The 12,518-nt window shown below is 49.3% G+C and carries 12 protein-coding genes and 3 tRNA genes; 8 read left to right on the top strand and 7 right to left on the bottom strand.

Annotated features, from left to right (window positions below):
* Positions 1 to 192: 192 nt before the first annotated feature.
* The 4 genes from KK078_RS11480 to KK078_RS11495 all read left to right on the top strand — a co-directional run bounded on the left by KK078_RS11480 (position 193) and on the right by KK078_RS11495 (position 6,308).
* The gene (locus KK078_RS11480; RefSeq protein WP_254090419.1) at positions 193 to 1,758 is read left to right on the top strand and encodes a T9SS type A sorting domain-containing protein; all 1,566 of its coding nucleotides are present in this window, start codon (positions 193 to 195) and stop codon (positions 1,756 to 1,758) included.
* A 99-nt stretch (positions 1,759 to 1,857) separates the two neighbouring features.
* Positions 1,858 to 2,952 (top strand): adenylate/guanylate cyclase domain-containing protein, encoded by a 1,095-nt coding sequence (locus tag KK078_RS11485; RefSeq protein WP_254090420.1) that lies wholly within the window; start codon positions 1,858 to 1,860, stop codon positions 2,950 to 2,952.
* Between the two features lie 425 nt (positions 2,953 to 3,377).
* The gene (locus KK078_RS11490; RefSeq protein ID WP_254090421.1) at positions 3,378 to 3,851 is read left to right on the top strand and encodes a T9SS type A sorting domain-containing protein; all 474 of its coding nucleotides are present in this window, start codon (positions 3,378 to 3,380) and stop codon (positions 3,849 to 3,851) included.
* Positions 3,852 to 4,010: 159 nt separating this feature from the next.
* A complete protein-coding gene (locus KK078_RS11495) occupies positions 4,011 to 6,308 on the top strand; it encodes a tail fiber domain-containing protein (protein WP_254090422.1) in 2,298 nt (765 codons plus the stop codon).
* A gap of 547 nt (positions 6,309 to 6,855) precedes the next feature.
* On the opposite strand, the gene KK078_RS11500 is transcribed toward KK078_RS11495, so the two are convergent.
* From KK078_RS11500 to KK078_RS11525, 6 genes are all read right to left on the bottom strand, one after another.
* Complete coding sequence (locus KK078_RS11500; protein WP_254090423.1) at positions 6,856 to 7,320, bottom strand: SMI1/KNR4 family protein; 465 nt, start codon at positions 7,318 to 7,320, stop codon at positions 6,856 to 6,858.
* 305 nt (positions 7,321 to 7,625) lie between these two features.
* Positions 7,626 to 7,704: transfer RNA gene (locus KK078_RS11505), tRNA-Met, on the bottom strand.
* A gap of 1 nt (position 7,705) precedes the next feature.
* Complete coding sequence (locus KK078_RS11510; RefSeq protein ID WP_254090424.1) at positions 7,706 to 7,957, bottom strand: GIY-YIG nuclease family protein; 252 nt, start codon at positions 7,955 to 7,957, stop codon at positions 7,706 to 7,708.
* A 58-nt stretch (positions 7,958 to 8,015) separates the two neighbouring features.
* A tRNA-Met gene (locus KK078_RS11515) sits at positions 8,016 to 8,093 on the bottom strand.
* A gap of 2 nt (positions 8,094 to 8,095) precedes the next feature.
* On the bottom strand, positions 8,096 to 8,347 hold the full coding sequence (locus KK078_RS11520) for a GIY-YIG nuclease family protein (RefSeq protein ID WP_254090425.1): 252 nt from the start codon (positions 8,345 to 8,347) through the stop codon (positions 8,096 to 8,098).
* 58 nt (positions 8,348 to 8,405) lie between these two features.
* Positions 8,406 to 8,478: transfer RNA gene (locus tag KK078_RS11525), tRNA-Met, on the bottom strand.
* A gap of 304 nt (positions 8,479 to 8,782) precedes the next feature.
* Between KK078_RS11525 and era the strand changes: the two genes are divergently transcribed.
* From era to KK078_RS11545, 4 genes are all read left to right on the top strand, one after another.
* Positions 8,783 to 9,673: a GTPase Era gene (gene era / locus KK078_RS11530; RefSeq protein WP_254090426.1), complete on the top strand. Its 891-nt coding sequence runs from the start codon at positions 8,783 to 8,785 to the stop codon at positions 9,671 to 9,673.
* Positions 9,674 to 9,706: 33 nt separating this feature from the next.
* Complete coding sequence (gene der, locus KK078_RS11535; RefSeq protein WP_254090427.1) at positions 9,707 to 11,017, top strand: ribosome biogenesis GTPase Der; 1,311 nt, start codon at positions 9,707 to 9,709, stop codon at positions 11,015 to 11,017.
* A 74-nt stretch (positions 11,018 to 11,091) separates the two neighbouring features.
* On the top strand, positions 11,092 to 11,283 hold the full coding sequence (locus KK078_RS11540) for a hypothetical protein (protein ID WP_254090428.1): 192 nt from the start codon (positions 11,092 to 11,094) through the stop codon (positions 11,281 to 11,283).
* 59 nt (positions 11,284 to 11,342) lie between these two features.
* Positions 11,343 to 11,969 carry a SprT-like domain-containing protein gene (locus tag KK078_RS11545; protein ID WP_254090429.1) on the top strand — a complete coding sequence of 209 codons (627 nt, stop codon included), beginning with the start codon at positions 11,343 to 11,345 and terminating at the stop codon, positions 11,967 to 11,969.
* On the opposite strand, the gene KK078_RS11550 is transcribed toward KK078_RS11545, so the two are convergent.
* Entirely contained in the window at positions 11,951 to 12,517 is a 567-nt protein-coding gene (locus KK078_RS11550; protein ID WP_254090430.1) for a hypothetical protein, read from the bottom strand. The two genes, KK078_RS11545 and KK078_RS11550, sit on opposite strands and share 19 nt — an antisense overlap.
* Between the last annotated feature and the right edge of the window lies 1 nt (position 12,518).

A 12,518-nucleotide genomic window follows, 5' to 3' on the forward strand; every position in this document is an offset into this window, starting at 1 on the left:
CGGTGTAGGACAAAAATTGAATTGAATGGGACAAACGCCCAAATCGTCCAGCCGTTACCCGGGTTAAAAATTATACCGTACAATAATTGGAGCGTGCCATTCAATAACTGAGAGCGGCCGCTGCATCGGTCGTGTGTTACCTTACCCTTATCGCGGCGCCTCATGTCGGTGCCGGAGTAAACTCAACCAATTATGATGAAAACGTTAACAAACAGAATCGCATTCCTGACAGCCGCTGTGCTGTTGTGCGCTACCGCGCAGGCCCAGACACCTCCTGCCACCTGGCAAGAGCATTGGTTTGAACACAACCAGGTAGTGAATCGGGTGTATTATGACAACGATGTGGCGGTGTACTACGACAACAACGTCAGCGCAAGCGTTACGTGGCCTTTCCAATACATGGGTGACGTATGGCGTTACACCAAAAGTGTATACGGAAACTATGGCACTGAAAACCGTCTGTACGCGATCTTCCACACCGGTCGTTACAGCGGTGGGCATCCGTCCACGTACTTCGACGCCGGCCACGATTATCGAAATGTGACGGACTGCGGCCCGGGCCCGTGGACCAGCGGCGCCGGCAACGACCTGGATCTGACTACGCACGAGGTGAGCCACATCGTGGAAGGTGCTTCGAAAGGTATTAAGGGTTCGCCGCACCGCCCGCTGTGGGGCGACAGCAAGTGGGCCGAGATCTTTAACTACGACGTCTATGTAGGGTTGGGGCGTACCAACGACGTAACGCGCTGGTACAACCTGATGATCAATACCAGCGACAACTTTCCGCGCGCGAACACCTACTGGTTCCGCGATTGGTTCTACCCTATCTATGCCAACCACGGTGGTACTGCATTGCTGAACAACTACTTCGTGCTGCTGGCGCAGTCCTTTCCCAAGAATGGCAACACCTATTCACGCGATATGAACTGGGGTGAGTTTGTGCATTTCTGGAGCGGTGCTGCCAACGCCAACCTTAAAGCGCAGGCGACGCTTGCCTTCGGATGGCCTGCCGAGTGGGAAACTCAATTCGTTCAGGCACAACATCAATTCCCGTTTCCATACAATACGGTAAACTATGGTAATGACATTACCAACCTTGGAGGCAGTGTTAGCGCGCAGTATAGCGACTCGCCGGCGGCCGAAGGGATTGCCAACCTCATTGACAACAACCATAACACCAAGTACCTGACGTTCCACAATGCGGCCTGGGTACAATATCAGGCTACGGGCAACTTCGTTGTTGACCATTACAGCGTTACGTCAGCCAACGATGCGGCTGAGCGCGATCCGCTCAGCTGGACGCTGCAGGGCAGCACAAACGGTACGACCTGGACGAACCTGGATTCGCGCAGTGGCGAAGATTTTCCCTATCGTTACCAAAAGCGTGTGTTTACCTTTACCAATAGCACGTCGTACCGCTATTATCGTCTTACTTTCAATAACAACAGTGGCTCGCTGCTCCAACTCGCCGAACTTGAGTTCTTCGAAAAAGGTACAGCTGCCGCTACGGCCAGCAAGACCGCTCCCGGGGTTGTCAGTGGCGTGTACCCCAATCCGTCGGCCGATAAGGTCATCGTAAGATTCGAGGGTACTCATGCTATGCTCACTATTGCCGACGCTCAAGGTAATACTGTGGTCCCCGCGAAAGCGGTAGCTTCGGGTGAAGCTGTCAACCTCTCTCATTTGAAAGAAGGATTGTACTTCATCCACCTGGACGTAGACGGCGTGAAGAAAACGGAAAGACTGTTGAAGAAATGACCTCTATACAGGGAGCCTGTCCGCCTGGCAAGCTCCCTGTTAATGTTTTTAAAACCGGGTTTTCGTGCCTACATTTCCGGCTGGTTATCCGCCGTATCCATGCTGTCATACAAGTTTCGAAGCAATATATTCCAGATCGTTTCTTTTGGTGTGATCTGGGGCTGTGCCGGTTTAGTCTATAGTATTCTTGAAAAGGGCATTCTTGGAGATCAAACGTATTACCCCGCCACCGGAAACCCGTATCGATTCGAAGATACAGTTTTTACTACGTTCTTGTTGACAACAGTACTGGGGCTGGTTGTCGGTACGCTGGAGGCTATGTATTTGCGCGGGTTGTTCAGCCGGATGAGCTTAGCCCAGAAAATCATATTCAAAACGCTGCTTTACCTGGTTATCCTTGTGGTGATGCTGATGATCATTACCACGATCTATAGTGCTGTCGTTCTTAAAACCCATCTTTTCGATTCCGAGGCGCTTCACGATGTCCGGCTCTTTATTACCAGCGGTGCCTTTTGGCGTGTGGAGGTCTACATGGCGGCCGTCATTGTCGTATCTTTATTCTATTCAGAAGTAAGTCAAAACCTTGGCCCGGCGGTGCTTCTCAATTTCCTGACGGGCCGGTACCACACGCCGCGTGAAGAGGAAAGGATCTTTATGTTCCTGGATATGAAATCGTCTACGACGATCGCTGAAAAAATAGGACACTTAAAATACTTCAATATGCTGAAGGCCTATTTTGCCGATCTGTCGGATCCTATCCTGCGGCATGAGGGTGAGATCTATCAGTATGTCGGCGATGAAATCGTCATCTCGTGGCGTTTGCAGAAGGGATTGAAAGACGCGCACTGCGTTCAGTGTTTTTATGATATGCAGCGGGCGCTTGAACATCGGAAAGCCTATTACCTAGAGAAGTTCGGAGTCGCACCGGCCTTTAAAGCCGGTCTCCATTATGGTAAGGTCACTACGGGTGAGATCGGCGTGATCAAGAAAGACATCATCTTTACCGGTGACGTACTAAACGCTACGGCCCGGATACAGTCGCTTTGCAATAGCCACCAGGTCGACATCCTGATCTCCGGGGTGCTCCTGCAGCGTCTCGATCTTTCAGACAGGTGTAGTGTTCTATCGCTGGGAGAAAGCGAGCTGCGTGGCCGGGGGGAAAAACTAGCGTTGTATACGCTTCAGCCACAATAACGCGGTCAGAAACGCAGAGATCTGGAACACGAGGGGTTCCTACTCTCGAGTGTTTCCGATTCTACAGCGATTGATCGTACTGACCGGTATGAGGCCGTGCCGCACAAATGCGATCGCTGAACATCCTATGAGCAGCCAACAACTACTTTCCGACCTAAGAAAGAATATTATTCACATGATGTAGTACACCGAACATCGCCCATGGCAAAGTGTACGAATATACCTATTCTTCCCGATTATGTCATTCAAGCTGGAATGTTCGTAATTGCTCATGATAGTTCTTTTCCATAATTACTTCCGTTTTATACAATGGTATTTGGTGGAGCCCGGTAAGACTCTTTCCCAAGGTAAGTTTCACGTTCAAAATAAAGATTTTGCCATGCTCTTTCTTCCTATTTTTACTCTTGCATCCAAAATATACAGTTATGTCGGCAAAAGTGCTGTTCACTTGGGGGATCCTATCACTTTGCCTATTAGGAGGCCGTGATCTTTATGGCCAGAACACCGTGGCGGCCGCCGGGGGACAAATTTCAGCGCACAGTGGCACGGTCAGTTTTACCGTTGGCCAGATAGCCGTCCTGGCTATAGAATCAGGATCCGGTAAGGCGCAGGAAGGTGTGCAGCAACCGCTCGATACCTCTTCGGAAACACCTGTGGACGCAGGGATCTGGATGTATCCCAATCCTACTGTAAACGCTTCTGTAAATTTAAAAATAACACTTCCCAATCCAGAAACTTATACCTATCAAGTTGCTGACATGAATGGGAAACTCCTTGCTAAGGGATCGGTCAAAGAACAAGTTTCCTCCATTTCATTATCGGCTATAGCTTCCGCTGTCTATATCATCCAGGTTACGGGAGGTGGAACCACAAAGACATTCAAGATCATAAAGAAATAATTTATTGATATGAAACAAATAGCGTATAGGATGAGCGATACATCGGGTATTGCTTATTTCCTTTTTTTCGTCGGTTTCATTATGCCGTCGATCCTTTGGGGGCAAGTGCCGGAGAAAATGACTTACCAGGCGGTTGTACGCAATAGTGAAGGGGAATTGATGTCCAAATCGGCAATCGGGGTACGCATCAGTGTTCTACAGGATCCGCTTTCCGATGATGCTGTTTACCAGGAAACCCATGCATCCGCCAGCAACGAAAACGGACTTATTACGATCATGATCGGAGACGGCACCGCGCAGGTGGGTACGTTTGCCGGGATTGATTGGGCGTCCGGGCCATTCTATATCCGAACGGAAATAGACCCATCTGGCGGAAAGAACTATACGCTGACAGGTACGCAGCAACTGATGAGCGTACCATATGCACTGTATGCAAAAACCTCGGGAAGCTCAATCCCCGGCCCCCAAGGTCCCGAAGGTCCGGAAGGCCCGCAGGGTCCGGAGGGTCCGCAAGGTGTTCAGGGACTCCATGGCAAGACTCTGCTCAACGGAACGGCTAACCCTTCTGCCGCGGAAGGCACCACGGGAGACTTTTATTTTAACACCTCCACGAGCCGTCTCTTTGGCCCTAAAACATCTTCGGGATGGGGCACGGGAGTGTCGCTCATTGGGCCGTCGGGTTCCGGGGTTGCATCCCTGAGCGTTGTCACGGCCAACGGCTTTTCGGGGACCGTTGCCAACGCAACGACCACGCCGGCTATCACTTTGAAAACGCCTGTGACGGGAATATTGAAAGGCAACGGAACGGCTATAACCGCTGCTGCCGTGGCGGATTTTCCGATCCTCAACCAAAACACGACGGGCAATGCCGCCACCGTCACCACGAATGCTAACCTGACGGGACCGGTTACGAGTGTTGGAAATGCCACTGCCATTGGCAATGGCGTCATTACAACAGCAATGCTTGCCGATGTGAATACCACTATTGGAACTTTTAACCGGGTAACGGTTAACGCCAAAGGACAGGTAACAGCCGCTTCGAATGTGCCTGCTGAAAATGCACTGACGTTCTCCACGGGCCTGACCCGTGCCACGAATACGATCACGAACAACCTGAGTACCGGCAAAGCCGGAGGCCAGAGCGTGATCGGTGGTACCGCCGCTTCTGAAAACCTTTCGCTGTCTTCCACGACTAACGCAACGAAAGGCAGGATCATCTTTGGTACCAGTGCATACAGCGAGATCAATAACCGGTTAGGCATCGGCACCCAGTCTCCATCGACCAGCCTCGACGTAGTTGGTACTGTGAAGATCGCGGATGGGACGCAAGGAGCTGGTAAAGTTCTTACTTCCGATGCATCGGGAACTGCCAGCTGGCAGACGCTCGCGGCCGTGACACCTGGCAGTGGATGGTCGCTTACCGGCAATGCCGGCACAACAGACGGCGTGTCTTTCATCGGCACGACCGACAACGTTCCTCTTTCATTTCGCGTGAATAACCAGCGGGCCGGACGGCTCGATGTTGATCCCAATACCGCGAATGCCTTCTTCGGATATCAGAGCGGCATTACCATCGTCAGTGCCAAAAGAAACACAGCCGTAGGGTATCAAGCCATGATGACCACAAACGATGACAGCTGGAATTGCACGGCGGTGGGTTGCCAGGCACTGAATGTAAGCCGAGGGGACGAAAATACGGCGGTGGGTGCCTGGAGTATGCGGGTTAATACTATCGGAAGCTGGAACACGAGCGTCGGAGGCGTTTCTTTACAATCGAATACCTCCGGCTCGTTCAACACTGCTATCGGCAATGGTGCCATGCATCGTAATACAACAGGAACCAACAACGTGGCGCTGGGCTCCAGTGCACTGCTCTACCTTTACAGTGGTTCTTACAATACGGCATTGGGGTCTGGTGCCGATGTAGATATGTTCTCTACTGACATCAGCAATGCAACGGCCATCGGAGCACTCGCTAAAGTCAATGTGAGCAACACAATGGTTTTTGGGAACAAGGATGTCGTTGCCTGGGGTTTTGGCGTTCAGCCGGGAGCTGCTGCGATACGTGTAGGTACCAATGGCACCAACGGCAACGGCGCAACATTAACACCTGGGGGTACGTGGACCAATGCTTCGGACAGGAACCGAAAAGAGAACTTTACCCCGTTGAACGGTGCAGAGGTGTTGGAGAAGGTAGCGAGCTTATCGATAAGCCGATGGAACTATAAGGAGGAAGATCCCTCAGTATCACATATAGGCCCGATGGCGCAGGATTTTCACGCGTTGTTTCAGGTCGGTAATGACGATGTGTCGATCTCTACTATTGACCCCTCGGGCGTTGCGCTTGCTGCCATCCAGGAGCTGATCAAGCAGAACAACGAGATGAAGGCTATGATCGCTCAGCTTCAAGCAGAGATTAAATCGCTCTCGGGATCTGAGAGAAAATCCGAGCGCTAGAAAGTATGTTTTCGAGTGCTATGGAGCGTGCAGAGATGTTTGATGTTGATATCACCCCTGGGTAAATCAGCGTTATGACAGAGAGATCAAAATATCAGTTAATGGCTCTAGGGACACTAGCCATATTGGTTTCCTGGATCCTGTTCTTGGGCATTTTTTGTAAAGATCGAATAGTTGTTACCACCCTTGCTACAACGGGACCTGATTTTAGGGTAGTGCTCGGGAATCTCAAATTAAAGCTGCAAACGCCAGACTCGATCGATATGGATGTCACGGGTGTGATGGTTTCTGACAAGAGTATGGATGATATTGACAATTATCTGCAGAGCAACTATCGAGCATTTGGTGACTACTTTCTCTTAACTGTGCATGTTCTCATAATATACAATTTAGCCTGATATCTAAAGATACGAAGTTTAACAGCCTTAAAACGAAAAAGGCAACATCTCTGTTGCCTTTTCTTCAAGTAGACTGGAGGGGTGCTGCACGCGTGCTCGCTGAATTCCGATCTGCAGATTCTTCAAAGACTCGACGGATCAACTGGCGGCTACTTCCCAAACTTAGAATTAATTCCATGGACCGACAATTCCGCTAATAAATAACTTGAGAACGATTCAGAAATTCTTCTAAATTCTGGCGTTTTATATACCTCTGAATAACTAAACACCTGGGGATCATCTCCATCTAATAGCTTAAAGAAATTGAACTGATATCCTTGATGCATGCTAAATACAAATGCATCGGAAGGTAGCATCAGACCAGTGTTATTCTCCTCTAATAGGTCATTTGCATACTTGCCTAAATCAAGTATGTCAGGATAAAAACAATCTGTTCCGACATTAAATCTTCCAGAGTATTTTCCCATACTTAATAAGTATTCTTTGTAAGCAACTGGCAAATTGCTTTTAACCTGATGCTCCAAATTATCAACTTCGGCCTTCGAACACGGGATTAGACCAATGCAATTTTCTTCAAGTATATTTAAAACGTCTTTTAGGTATTTATTGAGCATTTTCGACATCTTAAAAGATTCCACTTAAATACCTTAAAACTCTTTAACCAATTGATCGATTACCGACTGACAAGATTCCCGGTGCCATCCTATCATTAGGACGAATAAAACAGAAAGATTCAAAGGTTACAAAATAAAAAAGCAAACTGCGAAAAGTTTGCTCTTCTATCGAAAAAGTAGACTGGACGGTGCTGCATTAGTGCTCGCTGGACCTCGATCTGCAAATATTTACAGGCGTTTCGATTCCTGTTCAGTCGGACACAAAAAAGCCCCCTAATTTCCACAATTAGAAGGCTTTTTAGTAGTAGCGGGGACAGGACTCGAACCTGTGTCCGCCTTTTGGCGGATATGAGCCCAACGAGCTACCAACTGCTCCACCCCGCGATTACTGATTTAAGATTTCCTTTCTTATAAATTCTTGGCCACGAGCCGACTTGAGCTGCTTCTCTCTCCGCATTGCTTCGGCTTTTGTTTCAAAAACTTCTGTATGTACGAGTGTCCAGGGTCGGAATTTTATGGTCCATCCTTTAGTTGCAAGTTCGTTGTGCGATTTCAATCGGGATTCAAGATCGCTGGTGTATCCGATATAGATTTTATCGTTCTGCAAGGAATGCAGGACATAGACATGAAATGACATACAACGAATTTTAGAGTATTAAAAAAGAAAGGCGACCTTTTGAGTCGCCTTCTTTAGTAGCGGGGGACAGGACTCGAACCTGTGTCCGCCGCCTGGCGGATATGAGCCCAACGAGCTACCAACTGCTCCACCCCGCGATTACTGATTTAAGATTTCTTTTCTTACAAATTCTCGGCCACGAGCCGACTTGAGCTGCTTCTCTCTTCGCATCGCTTCGGTTTTTGTTTCAAAAACTTCTGTATGCACGAGTGTCCAGGGTCGGAATTTTACGGTCCATCCTTTAGTTGCTAGTTCGTTGTGCGATTTCAATCGGGATTCAAGATCGCTGGTGTATCCGATATAGATTTTATCATTCTGCAAGGAATGCAGGACATAGACATGAAATGACATACAACGAATTTTAGAGTATTAAAAAAAGAAAGGCGACCTTTTGAGTCGCCTTCTTTAGTAGCGGGGACAGGACTCGAACCTGTGACCTTTGGGTTATGAGCCCAACGAGCTACCAACTGCTCCACCCCGCGATATATCTTTTATCATTATAACCTTATCAACTGCGATACCGGACTCGAACCTGTGTCCGCCGCCTGGCGGATATGAGCCCAACGAGCTACCAACTGCTCCACCCCGCGATATGTTTTGTCTACGTAGCATCCGAACTAGTTGTTCGAACCGCGATGTATCTTTATAATGACTTATTTCTCTAAAAAGTTCGCCGGCTGCGAAAATTGATCTGCGTTTTTCTGCCTTTTTAGGGGCTTTGGTCAAATCGTTTGCAAAAGTAGATTACTCACATATAAAAAACAAGTTACCTTTGTAAAATCATTTATGGCTGAAGCATCTAATTTTAAGGCGGGCTTTGTGAGCATCGTTGGTAAACCCAACGTGGGGAAGTCGTCGCTCATGAATAAACTCATGGGTGAGAACCTCTCCATCATCACCGCAAAAGCACAAACAACACGTCATCGCATCATGGGAATTCTGAATGGCGACGATTTTCAGGTAGTTTATTCTGATACTCCGGGCATTCTCGAACCAAAATACTCTTTGCACGAGGCCATGATGAGCTTTGTGAAGGTTTCGCTGGAGGACGCAGATGCTATTTTGCTGGTTGTATCGGTGGAAGATGCTTTTGATGCGGAGCTTTTTGAGCGCTTCAAACATTTGACGACTCCCATCCTGCTTGTATTAAATAAGATCGACCTGATTAAAGATTCGCAAGTCAACGAGAAGATCGCTTACTGGAAAAACTCGCTGCCAAACCTCCGCGAGGTGGTGACGGTGTCGGCAAAAACCGGTGCGCAGGTGGATACCTTGTTGCCGAAGCTGCTGACGTTGATGCCCGTACACCCGGCGTACTTCCCGCAAGACGAATTTACCGACCGTACCGAACGCTTCTTTGCACAGGAGATCATTCGCGAGAAGATCTTCCTGAATTATGAGCAGGAGATACCGTATAGCACGGAGGTGTCGGTGACGTCCTTTAAAGAAGAGGCGGACATTATCCGCATTGCCGCGACCATTTATGTGGAACGTGACTCGCAGAAGGGCATCATTATCGGCAAGGCGGGCAGCTCACTGAAGAAGGTGGGTATGGAAGCGCGAAAGGACATGGAAGCATTCTTCGCAAAAAAGATATTCCTCGAAACACACGTAAAGGTGGCCGACAACTGGCGCAAGGAAAAGTTCAAGCTGCGGCAGTTCGGATACCTGGAATAATACGATCGAAATAGCACACACGGATAAGAGAACATGGCAAATATTGTAGCAATAGTAGGAAGGCCGAACGTCGGGAAGTCTACCTTTTTTAACAGGCTGGTGGAGAAACGTCAGGCCATTATGGATAACGAGCCGGGCGTGACCCGCGACCGGCATTACGGCTATGCAGAATGGGTCGGCAAATTCTTTACTGTCATTGACACGGGTGGTTTTGTTACCGGTTCGGAAGACAAGTTCGAGTCGGAAATACGCAAGCAGGTAAAGCTGGCGATCGACGAAGCATCTGTCATCATCTTTATGGTAGACTGCCGCGATGGCCTGACAGGATTTGATAAAGAGTTCGCCAACGTTCTGCGCGCCTCGAAGAAACCGATCTTTGTCGCCGCCAACAAAGCCGACACACCCGACAAGTCGATCCTGGCCGCCGAGTTTTATGGACTGGGACTGGACAGCGAGATCTTTCCCATCTCGGCCGAGAATGGCGGAGGCACGGGTGAGCTGCTGGACGAAGTGGTCAAGGTATTTCCATCAGAAGGAACGGAAGATCCGGACGCGGGCATTCCCAGGATCACGATCGTTGGGCGCCCGAACGTCGGGAAGTCGTCATTCCTCAACGCGCTGCTCGGCACGGAGCGTACTATTGTAACCGATGAAGCCGGTACGACCCGCGATGCGATCCATACCCGCTATAAACTTTTCGGTAAAGACTTTATCCTGGTCGACACGGCCGGGGTACGCAAAAAGGGTAAGGTAAAAGACGATGTCGAGTTCTATTCGGTACTGCGGTCGTTGCGTGCATTGGAAGAGAGTGACGTAGTGATCGTGGTGATCGACGCGGCGCGAGGTATGGAGTCGCAGGATGTTGCCCTGATCAGCCTGGCACAACGGCAGGGCAAGGGCATGGTGATCATGGTCAACAAATGGGACCTGATCGAAAAGGACTCCAAGACGGCGGACAAGTTCAAGAAGGATATTCTGGAAAAGCTGGCGCCGATCGACTACATTCCGATCATTTTTGCTTCCGTTCTGGAAAAACAACGAATCTTCCAGGTGGTGGAGAAGGCGGTCGAAGTGTATGAAAACAAGACGAAAAAGGTGCCTACCTCGAAGCTCAACGATATCATGTTGCGCGAAATCGAGCATTATCCGCCGCCGTCGATCAAGGGTAAGCTGATCCAGATCAAGTACATAACACAGGTAAATGCACGATTTCCATCGTTTGCGTTCTTCTGCAACCTGCCGCAGTACATCCAGGAGTCCTACCAGCGGTTCCTGGAAAACAAGATCCGAGAGCACTTTACTTTCGAGGGGGTGCCGGTGCGGCTGATCTTCCGTAAAAAATAAAATTTTATTACCCCTTGAAACCGATCGAAAGAATCGTAGTATATTTGCGGTAAATTTTTTAAAACCTGTAAACTATGAAAAAAGTAATCGCATTCGCAGCTGTTTGCGGCTTCGCACTGGCATTCGTTGCTTGTGGCAAGAAAGCTGAAACTGAGACTGCTGCTGACTCAACTGCAGTAGAAACTCCTGCTCCTGCAGCTCCTGCAGCTGACACTACAGTCGCTGACACTACAGCAACTGACACCACAGCTGCTCCGGCTCACTAATCAGTCTGAAAAGATTGTTATCAAGAGGCTTTAGTAATCTAAAGCCTTTTTGCTTTTATATGCGTCCAGACAAGGTTTTACCGATATTACAGCAACACCTACCGCCCACTTCGGTGGAGTATTGTTTTGCCTTGTGGCAGGAGAGCCCGTTTGAGCTCAAGCTGACCAAAAGCCGGCAGACCAAGGTGGGTGATTTTACCAGCCGTAATACCCGCAGTCACCCCCGTATTACGCTGAATCATGACCTGAATCCCTATACTTTCCTGGTAACGTATGTGCACGAGGTTGCACACCTGCGCGTATACCTGAAACACGGGGCCCGGGTCGATCCGCACGGCGAGGAATGGAAGACGATGTTTACCGAACTTTTGGTCCCCATGCTTTGGGAAACTGTGTTTCCGGAAGAAATCTTACATGTCCTAAGACGCCACATGGTCAATCCGAAGGCCAGTTCCTTTGCCGACGCCCAGTTAACCCTGGCCCTACGCAAATTCGACAAGGATGCCCACCGGTACGCCACCCTGTCGGAGATTCCCGAAGGCAGCATCTTTAAATTACAGGATCGTTATTTTCAAAAGGGTAAGCTGCGCCGTACGCGCGTGGTATGCCGCGAGCTGAAGTCGAAGCGTGACTACCTCGTGCCGGCCGACGCCCAGGTAAGCGACGTTCAGTTCAGTCTTCTTTGAATGAAATTGCTGACCAGATCATAAAATACGTTGGGCAGCAGGGTACGCCAACGGTCTATCTGGAGCGTGCCGCCCATGTTGATATACTGGTCGATGTGATAGCGTTGAAATTCGTTGCGCACAAACTCCGGGAAGTTTACCGCCGCGATCCATCCATCGCCTACTTCTTCAAACCACTCTTCGTAATACGAGTCGTCGGAGCCGTGGAAGTTCATGATGTTCTCGCCGATCAGAATAAACTTATTGATACCCTCGTTGAGCAGCACCTCGAGTATATTTCGCTTGAGCGTCATGATGTCGTTGTGCAGGGTATCGTTCCATTCGCCGATAAACTCGATGACACAGTAGCCGGCGTCGTAGTCGGCGTAGAGGATCTTGATGTATAGTGTTTCCGAGCCGATGCTGTCCCAGGCCGGGTCGATGTAATAGCCGTAGATGGTTTCGGAGTACTTATCGAAGTTATACTCTTTGCCGTAGAAGGGCGAGCGCTCATCTTCTGCCGGATCGTAATACTTGAGCCAGTTGTAGTAGGGTTCTATCTCGTGCATG

The organism is Dawidia soli (genome assembly GCF_018598185.1).
Classification (GTDB): Bacteria; Bacteroidota; Bacteroidia; order Cytophagales; family Cyclobacteriaceae; genus Ohtaekwangia; species Ohtaekwangia soli.